General features: G+C 41.3%; 19 protein-coding genes. 11 read left to right on the top strand and 8 right to left on the bottom strand.

The window, feature by feature from the left end; genetic code table 11:
* Positions 1 to 216 precede the first annotated feature (216 nt).
* The 3 genes from MFF31_RS02950 to MFF31_RS02960 all read right to left on the bottom strand — a co-directional run bounded on the left by MFF31_RS02950 (position 217) and on the right by MFF31_RS02960 (position 3295).
* A complete protein-coding gene (locus MFF31_RS02950) occupies positions 217 to 1230 on the bottom strand; it encodes a FecCD family ABC transporter permease (protein ID WP_238186637.1) in 1014 nt (337 codons plus the stop codon).
* Positions 1231 to 1234: 4 nt separating this feature from the next.
* Positions 1235 to 2227 carry a FecCD family ABC transporter permease gene (locus MFF31_RS02955; RefSeq protein ID WP_238186638.1) on the bottom strand — a complete coding sequence of 331 codons (993 nt, stop codon included), beginning with the start codon at positions 2225 to 2227 and terminating at the stop codon, positions 1235 to 1237.
* 84 nt (positions 2228 to 2311) lie between these two features.
* A complete protein-coding gene (locus MFF31_RS02960) occupies positions 2312 to 3295 on the bottom strand; it encodes an ABC transporter substrate-binding protein (protein ID WP_238188463.1) in 984 nt (327 codons plus the stop codon).
* 211 nt (positions 3296 to 3506) lie between these two features.
* Between MFF31_RS02960 and MFF31_RS02965 the strand changes: the two genes are divergently transcribed.
* Entirely contained in the window at positions 3507 to 4052 is a 546-nt protein-coding gene (locus MFF31_RS02965) for a TetR/AcrR family transcriptional regulator (protein ID WP_238186639.1), read from the top strand.
* A gap of 220 nt (positions 4053 to 4272) precedes the next feature.
* Here MFF31_RS02965 and MFF31_RS02970 read toward each other — a convergent pair whose 3' ends face one another.
* Complete coding sequence (locus MFF31_RS02970) at positions 4273 to 5106, bottom strand: lipoate--protein ligase family protein (RefSeq protein WP_309296655.1); 834 nt, start codon at positions 5104 to 5106, stop codon at positions 4273 to 4275.
* Positions 5107 to 5255: 149 nt separating this feature from the next.
* Between MFF31_RS02970 and MFF31_RS02975 the strand changes: the two genes are divergently transcribed.
* The gene (locus tag MFF31_RS02975; protein WP_238186640.1) at positions 5256 to 6359 is read left to right on the top strand and encodes a metallophosphoesterase; all 1104 of its coding nucleotides are present in this window, start codon (positions 5256 to 5258) and stop codon (positions 6357 to 6359) included.
* A 99-nt stretch (positions 6360 to 6458) separates the two neighbouring features.
* Here MFF31_RS02975 and MFF31_RS02980 read toward each other — a convergent pair whose 3' ends face one another.
* A complete protein-coding gene (locus MFF31_RS02980; protein WP_238186641.1) occupies positions 6459 to 7745 on the bottom strand; it encodes an MFS transporter in 1287 nt (428 codons plus the stop codon).
* Positions 7746 to 8081: 336 nt separating this feature from the next.
* Between MFF31_RS02980 and MFF31_RS02985 the strand changes: the two genes are divergently transcribed.
* The 3 genes from MFF31_RS02985 to MFF31_RS02995 all read left to right on the top strand — a co-directional run bounded on the left by MFF31_RS02985 (position 8082) and on the right by MFF31_RS02995 (position 10221).
* Positions 8082 to 8297 carry a PspC domain-containing protein gene (locus MFF31_RS02985; protein WP_238186642.1) on the top strand — a complete coding sequence of 72 codons (216 nt, stop codon included), beginning with the start codon at positions 8082 to 8084 and terminating at the stop codon, positions 8295 to 8297.
* A 63-nt stretch (positions 8298 to 8360) separates the two neighbouring features.
* The gene (locus MFF31_RS02990; RefSeq protein WP_238186643.1) at positions 8361 to 9029 is read left to right on the top strand and encodes a PspA/IM30 family protein; all 669 of its coding nucleotides are present in this window, start codon (positions 8361 to 8363) and stop codon (positions 9027 to 9029) included.
* A gap of 217 nt (positions 9030 to 9246) precedes the next feature.
* A complete protein-coding gene (locus tag MFF31_RS02995; RefSeq protein ID WP_238186644.1) occupies positions 9247 to 10221 on the top strand; it encodes a glycine-rich domain-containing protein in 975 nt (324 codons plus the stop codon).
* A 128-nt stretch (positions 10222 to 10349) separates the two neighbouring features.
* Here MFF31_RS02995 and MFF31_RS03000 read toward each other — a convergent pair whose 3' ends face one another.
* Together MFF31_RS03000 and MFF31_RS03005 are read right to left on the bottom strand one after the other, a co-directional pair.
* Complete coding sequence (locus MFF31_RS03000) at positions 10350 to 12131, bottom strand: ATP-binding response regulator (protein WP_238186645.1); 1782 nt, start codon at positions 12129 to 12131, stop codon at positions 10350 to 10352.
* The gene (locus MFF31_RS03005; protein WP_238186646.1) at positions 12128 to 12886 is read right to left on the bottom strand and encodes a response regulator transcription factor; all 759 of its coding nucleotides are present in this window, start codon (positions 12884 to 12886) and stop codon (positions 12128 to 12130) included. The genes MFF31_RS03000 and MFF31_RS03005 overlap by 4 nt, the downstream gene beginning before the upstream one ends.
* 211 nt (positions 12887 to 13097) lie before the next feature.
* Between MFF31_RS03005 and MFF31_RS03010 the strand changes: the two genes are divergently transcribed.
* The 5 genes from MFF31_RS03010 to MFF31_RS03030 all read left to right on the top strand — a co-directional run bounded on the left by MFF31_RS03010 (position 13098) and on the right by MFF31_RS03030 (position 17417).
* Complete coding sequence (locus tag MFF31_RS03010; RefSeq protein WP_238186647.1) at positions 13098 to 14135, top strand: M23 family metallopeptidase; 1038 nt, start codon at positions 13098 to 13100, stop codon at positions 14133 to 14135.
* Between the two features lie 70 nt (positions 14136 to 14205).
* Positions 14206 to 14409 carry a helix-turn-helix transcriptional regulator gene (locus tag MFF31_RS03015; protein ID WP_238186648.1) on the top strand — a complete coding sequence of 68 codons (204 nt, stop codon included), beginning with the start codon at positions 14206 to 14208 and terminating at the stop codon, positions 14407 to 14409.
* A complete protein-coding gene (locus tag MFF31_RS03020) occupies positions 14410 to 14892 on the top strand; it encodes a hypothetical protein (protein WP_238186649.1) in 483 nt (160 codons plus the stop codon). It abuts the gene before it with no gap.
* A gap of 200 nt (positions 14893 to 15092) precedes the next feature.
* Positions 15093 to 15863 carry a TSUP family transporter gene (locus MFF31_RS03025; RefSeq protein WP_238186650.1) on the top strand — a complete coding sequence of 257 codons (771 nt, stop codon included), beginning with the start codon at positions 15093 to 15095 and terminating at the stop codon, positions 15861 to 15863.
* A gap of 216 nt (positions 15864 to 16079) precedes the next feature.
* On the top strand, positions 16080 to 17417 hold the full coding sequence (locus MFF31_RS03030; RefSeq protein WP_238186651.1) for an FAD-dependent oxidoreductase: 1338 nt from the start codon (positions 16080 to 16082) through the stop codon (positions 17415 to 17417).
* 154 nt (positions 17418 to 17571) lie between these two features.
* Here the strand turns inward: MFF31_RS03030 and MFF31_RS25360 are convergent, their stop codons facing one another.
* Positions 17572 to 17718 carry a VOC family protein gene (locus tag MFF31_RS25360; RefSeq protein ID WP_375541296.1) on the bottom strand — a complete coding sequence of 49 codons (147 nt, stop codon included), beginning with the start codon at positions 17716 to 17718 and terminating at the stop codon, positions 17572 to 17574.
* 189 nt (positions 17719 to 17907) lie between these two features.
* On the opposite strand from MFF31_RS25360, the gene MFF31_RS03035 reads away from it, so the two are divergent.
* On the top strand, positions 17908 to 18768 hold the full coding sequence (locus tag MFF31_RS03035) for a DUF4358 domain-containing protein (protein ID WP_238186652.1): 861 nt from the start codon (positions 17908 to 17910) through the stop codon (positions 18766 to 18768).
* Positions 18769 to 18850 lie beyond the last annotated feature (82 nt).

Consider the following 18850-nt stretch of genomic DNA (forward strand, 5'->3'; position numbering starts at 1 on the left):
TTCCTCAGACCAGAGATTTGCCGCCGGCTTCCTTCAGATTCTACCTCATGATGGACACCCTTGCCTTGAGCTATGGTTACTACTGCCTTCACCATTCGGAACTAAAGACAGTGCCCATGCTGGGCACACAAAAAAAAAGTATGACAACTGTCTGTCATACTTTTGAATCTTTCTTATAGCACCCTTCATGGTCAAAAGGCTTTAGGTTTTAGACCACTAACTACTTCCTCTCCCCTTCTTGTGACTCGTTAACATCAAATAAATGAAAAAAGGTGCACCAAATAACGCGATAAATCCACCTGCTGGAATATCTAAGGGAGAAAATAACGTTCTCCCCATCACATCTGCAATAATAAGCAACATACCTCCGATACAGCCAGCCGCAGGAATCAAACGTACACTTGGCGAACCGACCCATTTACGTGCCAAATGAGGAGCCATCAAGCCAATAAATGCTATCCCCCCTGCTATGCTTACGGCTGCTCCCGCTAACAAAACACTAGCTGCAAGCAAAAGAAGACGACTTCTCTGAACTCTACTTCCTAAACCTCCCGCGATCTGCTCGCCGAACTGCAGTACATCCATATGTCTAGACGCATACAACACCAGAGGAATAACGACAATAATCCATGGAGTGAGCGTCCAAACCGACAGCCAAGAAGCTCCATGCACACTGCCTGTCAGCCAGCTCATCGCTTGAGCTGTTAAATAAGTTGGACCCGTTATAATAAAATAGACAATCAATGCAGACATCGCCGCTGACACACCTAATCCGATTAATACGATTCGTGTTGGAGATACCCCTCTCTTCCACGCGAGAAAATAGATTAATAATCCCGTTACGAGGGAGCCCGCTATCGCTACAACAGGCATCCAATGAATACTGAATTGGCCACCTGTCATCGTTAGAAATGCGATTGCTGCTACATTTCCTCCCCCTGTAATTCCGATTAAATCTGGAGAGACCAGCGGGTTTTGAATGACACCTTGCATAATGGCACCAGCTACTCCCAGCGCAATCCCCACCAATAAGGCAAGAATTACTCTAGGCAAACGAATGTCCCATACAATTAAGGAGTATGTCTCATCTCCGAATCCCATTAGCACCTTCGCCACGTCATAAGGAGATATATATAACGATCCCGCTAGTATGCTAAGAAAAGACAAAAGAAGCAGCAGGGTGAAAAGTATGAACACGATACTTCTCTGCTTTCTAATTATTCCAGCCACTTACTCACCCTCGCTTTCGAGCTAAATAGATAAAGAATGGAACACCTAATACTGCTGTAGCTACACCAATTGGCAAATCTTCTGTTGGCAGTAGCTGCTTTGCAATCAGATCACCATAAACTAACAAATTGGCGCCTAACACCATGCTGTACGGTATAATTCTACGGTAATTAATACCAACCAAAAATCTTGATACATGCGGAATAATGAGTCCGACTAGTCCAATAGGTCCAGTAATCGAGACGGAAGCTCCTGCTAACAATACAACGATGATCGCAAGTACAATCTTAATAAGATTCGTCCGTTGTCCCAGCCCCCTTGATACATCTTCTCCCATTGACAAAACATTGAGGGAGCCAGATGTACAGAAAGCACCTATCATCGCAATAATTATATAAGGGAGGACTGCAACCAAATGACTCATTTCTCGACCTGACAGTGAACCAACAAGCCAGAATAGCACAGTATCCATATTTTCTTTTTTAACCAAATAAATAATAGACGTTAATGAGGAACAAAAAGCTGAAATTGCCGCGCCTGCCAATACGATATTCACTTGCAAATCGCCACGGCCGAGTAAACCAATACTATATACCAGTACTGCTGTTATTGCAGCCCCTGCAAATCCAAACCATACTAAAGCCTGTAAAGTTAGTCCTGAATTAATAAAGCTAATTGCCAAAGTAATAAATAAAACAGCTCCGGCATTTATTCCGAATATAGAAGGAGACGCCAATGAATTACGTGTTAATGCTTGCATAATGGCACCAGCTACAGCCAAACTAGCTCCTACACAAGCAGCAATTAGCGCTCGTGGAATAGAGAGTGTCACAATGGTTATATGTGCCTTAGAATCATCATAATGAAAGAGTGCATTGTATAAGGTGTTAATAGAATAAGTATGAAATCCATATAATATGTTACAAATGATACCAACAATTAAAAAAACGATACCCAAAATGAAGCAAGAAATTAAACTAAACCTGCTTTGAAGCATAGCTTCGAGATTCCCCTCCCTATAAAGCATAAACTTTCACTAAAGAGCAGTTCCTCCTCTTCAGTGAAAGTTTTTTAACCAAATCTATTGTATTGTCAGCTTAGAGAATCTCTCTTCGATATCTTGAATGAGTAATTTAGCGGCAATAACGCCACCTGCTGTATTCCAAATTGGCTCATTAACATTAAATATGTGTTGTTTAGTAACCACATTTAACTTCTCAGCAAGAGGGCCTTTCAACCATTCATCTGCTGTTTTGGTAGCACCCGTGTCTCCATCACGGTCTGATGTGAAGTAGAACAACACATCACCATCTAACACATCAATCTGCTCTTTCGTTACATCTGCAGAAAAATCATCTTTATTTTGTGCGTCCGGTCTAGAGAAACCTAGATCCTCTAGGATTACACCTGCAAAATTTTCTTTGTAATATACGCGTACCTTGCCAGGCTGGAAACGAGCTAATGATACTTTTGCTTTGGTCTTATCTCCAAGACGAGATTTCACATCACTGATCGTCTTATTGTATGCCTCTAAGAAAGCAGCGCCTTCCTTCTCTTTGTTCAGAGCTTGTGCGTAAAGTTCGAAGTTCTCAATCATGCTATCGCCAAGATTTTCTGTGAGTACAGTTGGAGCGATCGCTTCAAGCTGTTGATAAATTTTCTCCTGACGAACTTTAGTTCCAAGTATAAGATCAGGCTTCAAACTCGCTATTAGTTCCAAGTTAGGCTGCGTTTCGTCACCTACTACTGTCACATCTGCCATCTGATCTTTAATATGATCGTACCATGGATCACCAATCCACGACTTTACAGCACCAACAGGCTTAATTCCAAGTTCAAGTAAAGACTCCGTCCCTTGGTTTGTGAGCACTACTACACGCTTAGGCTCAGCCGTAACCTTTGCTTCTCCCATCGCATGTTTAACTACACGTGGTGCTGCTGGTTCCGAACTTGCTTGCGGAGTTGGTGTTGATTTGTCATTACTTCCCCCACATGCCGTTACAACTATTGAAACAATGAGTAACATTAATAGAGCAGATAAACCTTTTTTCTTAAACAACTTAATTAACCCCTTTCATTTCTTCCATTATTTTTGTTGATAATAATAACTATTATCAATACAAAAGCAAAAAAAATAACTTATAATAATGTATAAGTCTTTTTTTGCTACAAGGTAAACGTAACACTTGTATGATAGTACTATGGACTAGCGTTATGACGCAATGCTTCTACTTGCCGTTATAACGACAAATAGACAGAATGGAGGATGTGTCAATTTGCAGCCAGCACCTCTTGATTTTTCGTTACAGACCAATGAATGGATCGAAACCGCACTATTGAAGCTAATGGAAAATAATCATTATACCAAAATAACAATAACCGAGATCGCAGTAACTGCAGGAATCGTTCGGCAAACGCTATATCTGCACTTTACAGATAAGGATGCTATTCTACTAACTATTTTAAATAAGTTGATGAATGAAGTATGGAAACAATTTGATGATATACGAAGCAATAGAGAGGAAGTATTTGCTGCCTTATTCCGCAACTGGAAACAACATATCCCTCCCTCTTTGCTATACAATATTACCTTTAAGGATCGTAAAATTAGACAGCTTATTTACAAAAGCATCACTGATTATGTTGACAAGCAATTTGCGAGTAAACAAACCTCTATTGATTTTTATACAAGACGTGCTTATTGTTCAACCATTCATAATCTGTTAGTGGAGTGGACGCTACAAGACTTCTATCACTCACCAGAAGACATGGGTGCTCTAGTATGCAAACTGACAGCTTCGATGCGTGAGTGTATGGAATAAACTACATTATAATGGTTAGAACATACATGCCCCTGCTAACTTCCTATTGTTCGGAAAGCTCATTTACACTGAACGAATGTTAATTCTTAAACTAAACCGTAAGCAAAGTCGTCCCAACAACTTGTCTTATTAAGTGTTGGAGTTTGGATATATGCAAACAAAACCCTCCATTCCGTTTCACTGGATTGGAGGGTTAACGTTTCGATGCATCATGAAGCCTCTATTCCGGAATAGTATAACGCGCTCGAAGGACTGCAATCATCTCATCGATTTCGGATGGCTCTGGCAAACGAAGATTCATTGAAGAGGCATTAACACCTTCCTCCGATTGCCGGCTGCGAATGACCGCCTGAATCGCATCGGCGAATTGGTTCGCCGCTTGAGGACCAAGTCCAGCAAGCTCCTCCAGACTAGCTGTACTGTTACCGACCACAATCGGGTGACCAAGGTCATTATGCCCGCTTGCTGCGATATCGTAGAAGGAACTTACGAAGTCTGCGCGATTACTTCCCGAGCCTTCAGCAACAACAAAAGCTTGAATGATGGACGCATGAGTCTTCCGTCTCTGTGCAATACCACAAAACTTGTAACCATCTATACTTAAATCGAAATCGCCTGGACAATAAGCACCTGCGATTTCACCCTTCTCGATAATGCGTTTTGTACTACGAAGTGCCTCACTAATCAGTTCATACATATGTTCGAAATCATCATGGAAGTGGTGATCAAGTACGTTATCCTTAGGAAAGATGAGTGAAATATTGACTACACCAGTATCTAAAGGAACAGCAGCTCCACCTGAATTACGTACAATAGTCGCCCACCCCTGTGACTCCAGCCAATGCTGCGCCTTCTTTGCCTCAGGCAATCTGCTGTCACGGTGACCCAATATAAATGCTTGTGGATGCCGCCAAATATGACAAATAGGAGGTCCTCCCTTACCCGCGTTATGACATAACAACTCGTCGAGGGCAAATGAGTAAAATGGATCAATATGCTCAAGCTCATTCATTCGATTCAACAGCAACATTTTACCCCAGTTATCGTTCATCATTGTCTTTTCCCTCTCTGACTGTAATCATGATGCTACTATCATAACACCCGCCAAACGAATACATATATACTTCTGCACCGCTCTGTTCATCATTTCCGATATTCGATGACTATTGGTATAATAGTTGCACTATGCTCAAGGAGGCTGTCATGTTTGTAGTCATTGGAATCGTATTTATCCTTTTATATGCGCTAATCGTATTTTATATTGGCCGAAGCGGTTGGTCATGGATGAAATCTATTGTAACGAAACGCTTTCGTATCATTTACATTATCTCGCTTATTTTTTTGGCAAGCTCCTTCATCCTAGCAAGAGTATTTGAGGGTTCCCTCATTTTGAATATAATAGGCTCTTATTGGCTTGCAATATTCAGTTTACTTGTACTTTTATTACCTCTTGTTCATCTTATTGTTTGGTTAACAAAGCTAACTGCGCTGCCACGTCATCATGTACAGAAGTGGGCAGGGATCGTTACATTATGTACACTCATCTTCCTTATCGGTTTTGGAAGCTTTAATGCCTACAGCCCTACAGTAAGAAGTTACAACATTCATGTGGACAAAAAAGGACCAGCATCCGGCGAGCTAAATATCGTTATGGCATCCGACATGCATTTCGGCTACTTGTCTGGAAAAAGTCATGCAATAACAATGGTAAAAGAAATTAATGCACTAAAACCAGATATTGTTCTGTTCCCAGGCGATCTAATTGACGACGACATCGTTCCATATAGAGAACAGGGAATCAATGATATTTTGGCACAAATAAAAGCTCCTTACGGCGTATATGCATCTTTAGGAAACCATGATAGATATAAGGGCACGATGGATGAGCTAATTTCGTTTTTGGAAGAAAGCGGGATGCACATTTTGTACGATGAAAAAGTAGAAGTTGCCGAATGGTTGACACTCATCGGTCGGAAGGACTACAGCGATACTAATCGAGCTGAACTTGCAGAGCTAACAACGAACATTAATCGCGACGATGTCACATTTCTGCTCGATCATCAGCCTCATGGTTTAGATATCGCACAGCAGAATGGCATTGATCTAGTCGTATCAGGGCATACGCACTATGGTCAAATTGCACCTGCAAATCTGATTACTGGCCTTATTTTTGAAAATGATTGGGGTTATCTGCAGAAGAAACAGCTTCATTCCATTGTCTCCTCTGGTTTTGGCTTCTGGGGGCCTCCTATTCGAATAGGATCGAGAGCTGAAATTGTAAATATTCGTGCTACTTTTAATCAATAACCAACTGTAATCAAATCTTTCTCGTTTCTTAAAAATTTCGTTGTAAAAAGGGCAATGATCGATGATCTCTCATCAGTCATTGCCCTTTTCAATTATAGCCTATTTCCTACGGTACCAGATCAAGACAGGGATAAACAATAGAGCCAATATGCCTCCTGTGAGAGAAAGAACCGCATAGCTTGAACTGGCTACAACCATGCCCGCCATCGCTCCGCTTGATGCTCCCGCTAGTGCGATCGTTACATCAACCTTACCTTGCGTTCGAGCACGAGTAGTTGGGGTCGTCGCATCCACAATAAGAGTTGTTCCGCTAATCAATCCAAAATTCCAACCTAATCCAAGCAATGCAAGTGCGAGGATTAGCAGCAGCATAGAATCAGCAGGTACAGTAGCGGCAATTATACCCGCAGCAAGCAAGGTGACACCTGCAGCAATTGCCATAGCAGTACGTCCCAACTTGTCAACGAGAATGCCGGTAATTAATGAAGGTAAATACATCGCTCCAACATGAATGCCAATGACTAAGCCTACATCACTTAAACTATGCCCATGGTGACTCATATGTATCGGTGTCATCGTCATAATGGCTACCATAACAATTTGGGTTAATACCATAATTGTTGCTCCAACGACGATTCCTCGCGTGTTAGTTGGACGATTCGTATTCGTTTGATTATTGTCTGCTAGTCTCTGCATCGATGCAATTGCTTTTGCCACAATGAGAGGATCGGGACGCAGCATAACTAGCAGCACTAAGCCAGCAACGATAAATGCGGCAGCTGCAAGAATAAATGGTCCAGCTAGTGCTGGCACTCCAATCGAAAGAGCAAATCTCCCCATATCATCAACTAAGTTTGGCCCTGCAACAGCACCAAGTGTAGTTGATACCAAGGCGATACTTATTGCAGTTGCTCGCTTTTTGGGGGTTGCTAAGTCTGTTCCCGCATATCTAGCTTGCAAATTTGTAGCCGTACCTGCCCCATAGATAAACAATGAGACAAAAAGCAGCGTTACATTTCCTGTAACTGCAGCAATTACAACACCGATTGCCCCGATGCCTCCAGCCAAAAATCCTGCGGCTAATCCTATTCGGCGACCATATCTCTCTGAAAGCCTTCCTACCAGCAGTGCTGCAATTGCAGATCCAAGGGTAAAAAGTGCAGTTGGCGCACCCGTTAACCCCTCTGAACCAAGCATATCTTGCGCAAGCAGCGCTCCGACAGTAATACCGGCTGCAAGACCCGCGCCTCCAAAAATTTGTGAAAGGACGATAATAATTAACGTTCGTTTATACAATTGCTGCTGCTTAGTTGGTGAATCTACATAACTCTGCAGCCAAGCAGGGGGACTTTCTATTGTGTCCCTGTTTCTATTCTTATTTGGCATATATGAGGTAGTCCTCTCTATTAAGTGCATTTACTTTTCAAATAGCTTAATAATGAAATTGCTTCGTTGCCTCATACAAAAGTTCTGTATCTGCACTCTATGAAAGAAGCTTCTCCGATTCAATTAGATTCCACCTACAATTTAACTTATCACTAACCATTTTCCGAGTCTAATACTTTATTTTCTTTAAACAACATCCGACTCCAACCCCGACGTCCGTCGCATACATTCCCCGCCTAAAGACCAGCCCCAATAATGGTCGGAGGACCGTTACTTAAACGACTCGCATCCCCTACAATTAGGTTATAGATGAGCAACACGAAAGGATGATTGGATATGAAAAAATTGTTTCGATCAACGACGGATAGCAAGCTTACAGGACTTTGCGGAGGGCTAGCACAATGGTTTGGCATTGACTCTACTATTGTAAGACTTCTAGTTGTAATATCAGCATTCTTCAGCTTCGGAGGAACCATTTTAGCTTACTTTATTGCCACCCTGTTTGTCCCAAAAGATACAAGCAACGGCTTTAGAACAGTCGATCATTATTAATACAAATAGCAGAATGTATAAGAAATAACGGTCAAAATAAAAATGATTGAGGAGAGATGAGAAATGGGTATTTTACAACGTGTAGTTAGTATGACGAAAGCAGCAGCAAATGAGGTTCTTGATAAAATTGAAAATCCGGTAATGATGCTAAACCATTACTTGCGAGACTTGGACGAAGAAATAGCTAAGGTTGAACGTACAATTGCAGCTCAGCAAGCTCAGGTTCGTTTGCTACAATCAAAGATAGCTGAATTACATGCTCAAGCGAGCTATTACGAAGGAAAAGCAGAACAAGCTGCATTAGAAGGCCGTGAAGCAGAAGCACGTACAGCACTAGAAGCTAAGCTTCTCTATCTGGAGCAAGCTGAAGAGAACACAAGACTTCACCACCTAGCAGAGCAAGCAACGATAGATCTTACTCATCGCCTTGAGTCCCTTAAGGAAGAAAAGACTAGATTGCAGGCGAAACGTGATGAGCTGGTTACTCGTGTTAGGCAAACAAGCGGAACAACTGGCACCCCTTCTGCACATTCCCCTTATGGCAGCTCGGCAGCACAAGGCTTTGAGCGCATTGAGCAAAAGGTAATGGTATGGGAAGCAGAACGTGATCTTGCAAAAGGCTCTTACGGTGTGTATCCTAGCGGGCAGCGATTCGAACAACAACAAGAACAACGCAATGCACGTGTAGATGAAGAATTAAATCGTCTTCTGCAAAAGAAACAAAGCAGCTAGTGATCGTTATCTATATAGAGACCGACTTGATACTATATCAATCGGTCTCTTCGTGATTTGATTGATCCTATTGATGCAAATGAAATGATAGTCTGTGCATGTAGCCTTCTTTAGTTAGAGCGTTCAATAGTTTACATAGCTGCGTGACAGAATAATATTTCAAGTGGTATGCTTCCTAAATATGAGGAAATACATGATGACTTAGGAGGAATGTTAGATGAGGAGAAGACTAGCCTCTTTTTTCGGAAAAACTAAGGAAACAACGAAAAAAAATGTAATCGATGCTAACTCACAATTCACTCATAAAATACCGCATCAATTGGGCATTAACCCGACAATACCACAATTAATTACGATCGTAGAACAGCTCGAAAAGGCTTTGGACGATACCTATATGACTCTTGTGCGCCAGAGATTAATATCAAAATATAACTATAGCAACCAAAAATATGATTGGATGCTGCTAGAACTAAAACGTTTCTTCATCCTAACTTCCGTTATGAAGGATGTTCCTATGTATAGTGAAGATGTAGATGTCATCTGGCACGAAATGATCCTGCATACGAGAGATTATGAGGTCTTCTGCAGCAACTATTGTGGTCACTTTATCCATCACCAGCCAACCGTAACAACAGGCGAAGTAAGAAGTGAAAAAGCAAATGAAGATCAACGGGCTATGTTTGATCTCGTTTATAGTCTTCTATTCAACATTTATGATGAAAATAAATCTTTAGTGCAGCCATTCTTCCGCTATAATGTGAATGATACGCTATTTTATGATATTGAAACCTTCTCAGAGGGTCATGTAATAGAAAAATACTTCAACAGGCGGACTAGAGATACGTTTCATAATGTAAAAGTTGATATTATTGAGAATATAAAAAATGCTCATCGAGCTACAAAAAAGGTGAGCGGAAACTTGGCGCTGAGCAGTCTTCCTGTTACTTCTATGTTGTTCTTTACGCCAACTGCCGAAGTCCCTATGGAGGAGCAAAAGCAGGCTTCATGTAGTACAGTTGCAATCGCTGCTTGTGGAAGCGGCAATTCCAAAACAAAATCGTCTACTGATTCTGATTCCTCTCATAAAGGTTCTGACGGTTCATCGGGAGGCTCATCTGATGGGGGTTCATCGGACGGAAGTTCGAGCAGTTCTTCATGCAGCTCATGCGGCGGAGGTTGCGGAAGCAGCTAATTACAAAACAATGACACGGAACAATTGAAATTATATACGTATATCACATTCTACCCATTAGCCCGAGTCCGTTTAGATAACAACGACGAACTCGGGCTCTTTTGGTAACACGCATGAGTGTAAATTAATTATTCTTTCTCTTTTTCACTTGGAAACGATGACCAAATCAATCGAATCGTCGTTCCCTTGCCCAAAGCAGTATCTACTGTTATCTCACCACCCATTGCTTCAACAAGACCTCTAGATATAGCCATCCCTAAGCCTGAACCTTCCAACATAGAAGAAGTGTCTGTACCACGATAATATCGATCAAATAGCCTGCTTGCGGACAACTCATCCATTCCTTTACCATTATCAGAAAAAGTTATCGTCATCCCCTTCTGATCCATGGGCTCTAATAGAGAAACGGTTAGAAGCGTTTGCGGCGGATTATGAAGCAGCGCATTTGCTACAATATTCATTACTACTCGTTCTAGCCAAGGCGTGTAGAGCTGAACCATCACGTCTTTGTTCGCAGGTACAAATAAAATTCTACTCCTATCAAAAGACGGATTCATCGCAACTTGTTCAAGTGAAGAACGAAGCCAATCATTTAATTCAATCCGATCACCTTTTGGAGCTTCAACGCCTGCACTCAGTCGGTAAGTCATCGCCAGATCATTGATTAGTGAGTCCATATGGGCTGATTTCTCCAGCATAATTCGGGAAAACTTGCGAACCTCCTTCGGGCTCCACTCATAGTTATCCTCCGAGAGCATATGAGCATATCCCTTAATTGAAGATAGAGGTGTCTTTAGATCATGTGTAATACCAGAGATCCATTCCTCCCGATAGTTGTTGTTCTGTTTGCGTAGCTCATCGTCGCGAAGCAAAGTTGCTGACAATGTTTGAATGGAATCCATTACATCACTGAACACACGATAACGAGAGCGCCATCTTCCCTTTCTAGTACGACTTCGAGTAATACCCTTCCTATCCCTAGGTTCTTCATAATTAGATTTTCCCAAAGAATCCAGCCAAGCAAGCATGTGCAGCATTGGTCCTCCAAATCGATGGGCGTTCCACAGCGAAAGAAGTATAAATATAACCATTAATGCAAGAAACGTAGACCCTATGCCAATAAGTAAAACTTTCGTTTCCTCTTTCATCTGTGTACCTTTTCCGTCATTGCTGCCATTGGAATAAGGAAGAGCAACGAGCCAAGTCAGACCTGTCTCCTCATTATAGGATGAATCGATTCGAAAACCATATTGCTCCTGGTACACAACACGAAGCGATAAATCTTGAAGCGTATAGTTATTTACTACTGAATCTGGCTTATTGAAAGACGCTAACTCCATTCCATTAGAGTCCAATAACTGAATATATCCTCCAAGTGCTTTAACCTGTTCTGCTACTCCAGCTGGCAGCTTAAGCCCCTCTTTCGAACTAACTGATCCTTCCGTAGCAACTTTCGTTAATAATGTACCTAATTCGTCTCGGACACCGTAAACGATTGAGAATATTTGCCCATCCCGTTCTTTCACCCAAAAGTATACGTGATACGGAAATGAATTTTTCTTTGTGAAATACGAAACGAATTGTCCAGGCAAATAACTTTTTGGAACATCACTAGGTGTATTAAAAGATTGAACCACTTTCCCGTCCTCATCTAAACTTTGCAGCCAACCATTATTTTGTTTCACTTGTTTAAGAAGTTCAGCATCATACTGAATGCCTTCCTTCGTTACCGTTGACGATTCAATGATCTTTACTCCTAGCTCTGGAGACGGGAATATCCGTGAAGAGTCAATATCCGATAATTTAGTCATAATCCAAAAAAAAGAAATTAATCCTAGCAACAGTGTTACAACGCCTGCAAGTGCCAATTGCAAAATGAATCTTATCGTTAGACGATGCTTCATATTCATAAGGCATCGATCCCTTTATTATTTTTTTGGACGAGCTTATAACCTAGCCCTCTCACATTAATGATGAATTGCGGATTAGATGGATCAACTTCGATTCGTTCCCTTATTCGGTGAATATGTACCATAACTGTATTGTCATCTTTAAGCGCATCTATGCCCCATACGGACTCATAAAGCTCGCCTTTGCCAAATATCCGATTAGGGTGCTTGCAAAGAAAAAGCAGCAGTTGAAATACAAGTGCTGGACACGTTACTGCTTGTCCGTCTACTTGCAGCTCGCAAGCTTCCTCGTTAACTTGAAATCGACCGTAGTCGTATATTTTCGATGATTGGCTATTCGATTCTTCAACGGAATGACTTACAACATGTTGACCCCTTTGAGCTGATAAATACCGCCGAAGCTGCGATCTAATTCTCGCAACAACCTCAAGTGGATTAAAAGGCTTCGTAATATAATCGTCACCGCCTACAGCAAAACCTGTCAGCTTGTCGAAATCAGATGTTCGAGCTGTTAGAAATAGAATCGGCGCATTTGTTAATTGCCTTAGAAACGGAGCTACATCTATACCGCTTCGTCCTGGAAGCATAACATCGAGCACAATGATATCAATCCTACTATTCGTACAGGCAGTTAGCGCTTCTTCTGCTGATGTCACCTTACTAATAGTAGTAAAACCTTCTTTCTGAAGTACTGTTTCTAGCATATCCAGTATCGCTTGTTCGTCATCCACAAGCAGAATTGATGCGTCATTCAAGCCAGTTCCTCCTAGTAAATGGGTTAGTAGATTATTATTTTATCATGAATTTTAAGTAGACATGCCGATTGACTCTCTTAACGGAGTCTTAATTTTTATTCGAGTTGCATCCTTCATAATTAAGATCCAGTAAAGATACAGTTTCATAGCACATAAGATTGAGACCTTATTATAGAGTTATCAAGGAAAACACATAGGAGGAAATATAAAAATGAAAAAAAGCGAATTGAAGAAACGGACATTTGGAAAATTAACAGGGGTACTTGCTATGTGTACACTAGTTTCGATCCTTACTGCATGTGGAAATACTGGTGCTGAACAAAAAAATACTAACAGTAATAAAGTTCAAACAACGTCAACAGCTGCAGTGGAGCAAAAGAAAGAGGGCGATAAGATTAAACCCGCGGATTTGCCGAAAGCTATGCTTGAAGGTCGTTATGAATCGCTTTATAGTCAGTTCAGTCCATCATTTATGAAACATGTCAGTTTAGAAGATTTCAGCAAGATGGGGACAGAATTTACAAGTGGTGTTGATCAATTCGAGCCATTCACGAACTTCAAACAAAACGGTAATAATTGGCATGTGTGGACATCCCCTTCCGCAGATAAAGGAATATTAGTTGCATTTGATGAGAATGAATCTATTATTGGACTACAAGTTCAGCACCTCACCTCTCATCCAGAAACGGACAGTAGCTATACAAATACGGAGTTTTCACCACCATTTAAAGACGATTTGTTTGTGTTTTGGGGCGGTACAAATGTACTGGCCAACTATCATTACGAGCATGAAAGCCAGCGCTACGCTTATGACTTAGTTCAGTTAAAGGATGATTTCTCCTTTGAAGGCGATCCTTCGAAAAATGAAAGCTACTATGCATTTGGTCTGCCTATTCTCGCACCTGCTGAAGGGACTGTTGTTTCAGTCGTGAATGATATTGTAGACAATGAGCCTGTTGGCGTTATGAATGAAAAAGAGCCTGCTGGTAATATGGTCGTCATTGATCATGGCGGTGAATTTAGTATGTTGGCACATCTAAAGAAGGGTTCTGTCACTGTAAAGGTAGGAGATAAAGTTACACGCGGTCAAGAAATCGGTTTGCTTGGTAATTCAGGACATTCAAGTGAAGCTCATTTGCACTTTCAAGTTTCCGATGGAAAAGATCTCTTCACTTCCAAATCCCTTCATGTAAATTGGAAAGATGGTGTTAAACCTATACGTGGAGAAATCTTTACTGCAAAACCATAAAAGGGATTGATTCCCTCTTAAATGTAAAGCATACTTTACGTAAAGCTAACTTTACATTTGGGGTGAATCAATGGAAAATCATATTCGCAGCTTACGCTCGCAATTCAATATGACTCAAGAACAATTAGCGGATATTGTAGGTGTATCTAGGCAATCCATCATCGCCATTGAGTCAACGAGATATAATCCCTCACTGGAATTAGCTTATAAGATCGCGCGTGCTTTCGGCAAAACGATTGAAGAAGTTTTCATTTTTAGTGAGGGGGATAAATAAATGGCGTATGTAGGTTTATATGGTGGATTGATATTTGCATTCTTCGGCTGGTACTTCGGGAGACGTGCCGCAATCAAAAACAATGCTTTGGATGAAGTGCACCGATATATTTGGAGCAAAGCAAGATCAACGTCGTGGTTTTGTACACTTGCTGCTATTTACATCATGCTTATGCTAGGAGCTTCAGGAATTCAAATCGAAATGATGCCTGCTCTATCCATTCTATTAGCAGTGCTTTTGAGCAGTTGGGGAATCTCTGGCGCTTTCTATTCAATCCGTATGACTTCTGAGCCTTTACAATCTCATTCCAATCCGAAGTTGCACCTGAAACTTTCTTTATACTTTGGACTATTCATATTGCTCATCTTCACGATTATTTCAATTGTCACTGGAGATTGGAAGTTTTTATTAGCTGCGATACCACCATTTCTGCTGAATCTTGCCATCACTTTTATTATTGTTCGTCGAACTAGTGTTAAATAAACCCTTCTGAAGCACCAAGTCTCATAGTCGAGACTTGGCGCTTTACTCATTTCGGAAAAAACTAAACTACTGCAATTCCCTACCCCTATCGTAATTAGTGCAGACATATCCAATTTCATATAGCTAAGTGAAACAATTTACGGTATGATGTTGCCTTGTACTATAATCGGACCTCGTGGAGAAGGAATGTTGATACGCTGATGGGTATTGAGCTAACTTGGGAGATCATAATTATTATTGTAGTTGGAGGTTTTCTCGCAGCATTTATTGATTCCGTTGTAGGCGGAGGCGGACTCATCGCTTTGCCGGCTCTTCTCGCCGCTGGTCTTCCACCCCATTTAGCACTTGGGACGAATAAGCTAGCAGGAACAATGTCTTCACTGACAAGCACAATTACATTTCTTCGATCAGGGAATATCGACCTTAAAATGACAAGCAAGCTAGTTCCCCTAGCCGCAATAGGAGCGATTACAGGAACATTGCTTGTACAGTTCGTGCCTTCCGAATGGCTGCGTCCACTAGTGATCGTTCTACTTATAATTGTTACGATCTATACACTATTTCGTCGTGACTGGGGTTCGATTGCTACATTTCGCTCTCACTCCAAGCGGAGCTGGATTGCAATGGCAGTAACAGCACTTCTCCTCGGCAGCTATGATGGCTTTTTTGGACCGGGTACAGGCTCATTTCTTATATTCGCCTTTCTTATTCTTGGGCTTGACTTCGTGAAAGCAGCTGGCAATGCTAAATTGCTTAATTTAACAAGCAATGTATGCAGTCTAGTCGTATTTATTTGTCTCAGCTCGGTATCCTATGGAATCGGACTTTTGATGGGTGCAGCTATGGTATTGGGCTCATTAGTAGGTTCCCGTGTCGCAATTCGTCAAGGTGCATGTTATGTAAAACCGCTGTTTATTGGAGTTAGTACGCTACTAATTACACGACAGATTTGGGTCATGATTGCCGGTTAGGAAGAGATCTTCCGATCTTGTCGGAGACTCACAAAATACTTTGTGAAAAAAGTCACAAAAAAGTCATTGTCATTTCCGCAAAAATATCATATGCTAGTAACAAGAAAAGATTGTGAATGTTTTCACACTATAAAATAGGTTGTGAAATAATTCACCTAGTAGGGCATAGCTCAGCTGCAAGTTTCCGCGCCCCACTCACCCAAAGGAGGAAATACGATGAAAACAAAAATTGCTGTTATTGGATGTACGCATGCTGGCACTGCTGCCATTACAAATATGGCTCGTTTATACCCTGAAGCTGAAATAACTGTTTTTGAACGGAATGACAACATCTCTTTCCTATCGTGTGGAATTGCGCTTCATGTTGGTGGGGTTGTGAAGAATGCTCAGGAGTTGTTCTATGCATCGCCCCAGCAGTTAGCCGAACTTGGTGTAACAACACTTATGCGCCATGATGTGTTAAACGTTGATGCAGCAGCCAAAACGATTGAAGCACGTAATCTAACAACTGGCGAGCAAACGACCCATAGCTATGATAAGCTTGTTGTCACAACTGGATCGTGGCCGATTATTCCGGGGATGGATGGTATCAATTTAGAAAATGTTGTCCTTTGCAAAAACTATAACCATGCACAAACTATTATTGAAAAAGCTAAAACAGCGAATCGAATTACTGTCATTGGTGCAGGCTACATTGGAGTCGAACTTGTAGAAGCATTCGAGATGCTTGGCAAAGAGGTTACATTAATCGATAATATGGATCGTGTATTGTACAAATATTTAGACAAAGAAATTACAGACGTAACCGAACAAGCTCTTGTTGAGCGAGGCGTTCAGCTAGCACTTGGACAGATGGTGACATCGTTCGTTGGAGATGAGCACGGCAAAGTTACAACTGTCCTGACCACTGCTGGACAATATGAAACAGATCTTGTCGTCCTATGTGTCGGTTTCCGTCCAAACACAGAGCTATTAAAGGGACAAATTGATATGCTTCCAAATGGTGCAATCCTCGTGGACGACTATATGCGTACGAGCAACCCGGACATTTTCGCTGCTGGAGATAGCTGTGCCGTCCATTACAATCCGACAGGTGATCATGCCTACATTCCGCTAGCTACCAACGCTGTACGGATGGGAACACTTGTAGCAAGAAACTTGATGGAACCAACGATTAAATACTTGGGTACACAAGGTACTTCGGGTATCAAAATATATGACTATAACATTGCCGCAACTGGGATGACAGAAACGGCTGCTCTTGAGGCAGGTATGAATGTGAAAAAAGTCACAATTGTAGACAACTACCGTCTAGAGTTTATGCCAACTTATGAAGCCGTCACGTTAAAAGTGGTTTACGAAGCGGAAACAGGACGAATTATTGGTGCTCAACTATTCTCGAAGGTCGATATGACACAGTCGATCAATACCCTTTCGGTTTGTATCCAAAAAGGTATGACGATGGATGAACTCAGCTTTGTCGACTTCTTCTTCCAGCCTCATTATAACAAGCCATGGAATTTACTAAACCAAGCTGGCTTGCAGGCTGTTTAATATAGTATCACGAGAGTGCGGTAACTGATAAACGCACTCTCAACAAAATATTTTAAGACACAGCGGCAGTTCAAGACATGTTAATAATGTCTTGACTGTCGCTTTATTGATTCAAAAATCATTCTCCTTTATTGCAACAATATGATTGAAACTATTACATACAAGTTATCAACATGTTACCGTCCGGATCTTTGAAATTAAACCAATGACCATTCTCTATATCGGTAGCAAGCTCAATTTTTCGATCTTTCATGAATTGGTAAGCCTTATGTATATCGTCGGTATTATTTACCTGTTTTATTCATATAGATTTGGGTGCCAATCGAAAGTAGCACATCACCCTATTCATGGGATGTCCAATCCATTTGAGCACCATGTGCGGTTGATTACAATGTTCTTCATATAGTATTTTCGTATGCAACCTTAGCATCTCATCCCTCGTCTACATCTTTGAAAGTTTATATCACTCATCAAACTCTAGGAGACCAACATGACAAACAACAAGAGCAAACTTCTCAAACTAGCTTCTTTTATCGTAGCAGTATCGATTATTGCTACTGGCTGTGGTGATTCCAATCAATCTGCAAGCAATAATAAGACGAATGGCGACAATGTTGCCGCTACAAGTTCTCCAACAGCAAGCCCCTCAGACGAGTCAGCTACAACAGGCGGAGCCCCAGAGCCAACAACGGTGCCAACCCCAACGGTCCCACCTGCGACTATTGCTCCACCAACGGAGTCGTCTAACCCAGCAACACAAGCACCTACCAAAGAACCAAACGTTAAGCCTACTGCTAAACCGACCCAGAAACCAGAGATCAAACCATCTCAAAAACCAACTTTAAAGCCATCCGAAAAGCCAATAACTAAGCCTACACCAAAACCTACGGAGAAACCTTCTAAACCGAATCCAACTCCTAAGCCGACTGGAAAACCAGCTCCTAACGGCGGTAAGGATAATGTTGCGATATCCGACATTGCTGCAAAAATAGATAAAGAAATTAAAAACTTATCGTTAATGGACGTAGATAAAGCGATGATTCCTGACATGTACAACGATATTGATCCTGACAAGTTACTGTCAGAGAGTCTATTCAAACAAGCAATGATTATATTATCCTCCAGTGAATATTCTATAGTTAAACTTAAGTCCGGAGATAATTACGAAACGATAGAGGAAGCATTCAAATTCCGTGCTGAAGTCGTGAAAAAGTCGTTTGAGTTCTACTTGCCTAACCAATATGAACTTGCAAAAAACTATCAAATTATACGTAATGGAAACTATGTCCTATTCTCTATTTCCGAACAGCAGGATGACATTGCTGACATTTTCAATAGCTACTTCAAATAGTCGCACACAAGCGTAAAACTCTAAAGCCGCCATTTGGAAGCATAGCTATCGTTTCGCGGAGAAATATAAGCCATTTATAAGA

This window comes from Paenibacillus sp. L3-i20, from assembly GCF_022180385.2.
Taxonomy (GTDB): Bacteria; Bacillota; Bacilli; order Paenibacillales; family Paenibacillaceae; genus Pristimantibacillus.

Coding starts and splice junctions, on each gene's coding strand:
- MFF31_RS02955 (WP_238186638.1), bottom strand. CDS start 2,227: ATGCTTCAAAGCAGGTTTAGTTTAATTTCTTGCTTCATTTTGGGTATC.
- MFF31_RS02970 (WP_309296655.1), bottom strand. CDS start 5,106: ATGATGAACGATAACTGGGGTAAAATGTTGCTGTTGAATCGAATGAAT.
- MFF31_RS02975 (WP_238186640.1), top strand. CDS start 5,256: ATGTTTGTAGTCATTGGAATCGTATTTATCCTTTTATATGCGCTAATC.
- MFF31_RS02980 (WP_238186641.1), bottom strand. CDS start 7,745: ATGCCAAATAAGAATAGAAACAGGGACACAATAGAAAGTCCCCCTGCT.
- MFF31_RS02985 (WP_238186642.1), top strand. CDS start 8,082: ATGAAAAAATTGTTTCGATCAACGACGGATAGCAAGCTTACAGGACTT.
- MFF31_RS02990 (WP_238186643.1), top strand. CDS start 8,361: ATGGGTATTTTACAACGTGTAGTTAGTATGACGAAAGCAGCAGCAAAT.
- MFF31_RS02995 (WP_238186644.1), top strand. CDS start 9,247: ATGAGGAGAAGACTAGCCTCTTTTTTCGGAAAAACTAAGGAAACAACG.
- MFF31_RS03000 (WP_238186645.1), bottom strand. CDS start 12,131: ATGAATATGAAGCATCGTCTAACGATAAGATTCATTTTGCAATTGGCA.
- MFF31_RS03010 (WP_238186647.1), top strand. CDS start 13,098: ATGAAAAAAAGCGAATTGAAGAAACGGACATTTGGAAAATTAACAGGG.
- MFF31_RS03015 (WP_238186648.1), top strand. CDS start 14,206: ATGGAAAATCATATTCGCAGCTTACGCTCGCAATTCAATATGACTCAA.
- MFF31_RS03020 (WP_238186649.1), top strand. CDS start 14,410: ATGGCGTATGTAGGTTTATATGGTGGATTGATATTTGCATTCTTCGGC.
- MFF31_RS03025 (WP_238186650.1), top strand. CDS start 15,093: ATGGGTATTGAGCTAACTTGGGAGATCATAATTATTATTGTAGTTGGA.
- MFF31_RS03030 (WP_238186651.1), top strand. CDS start 16,080: ATGAAAACAAAAATTGCTGTTATTGGATGTACGCATGCTGGCACTGCT.
- MFF31_RS03035 (WP_238186652.1), top strand. CDS start 17,908: ATGACAAACAACAAGAGCAAACTTCTCAAACTAGCTTCTTTTATCGTA.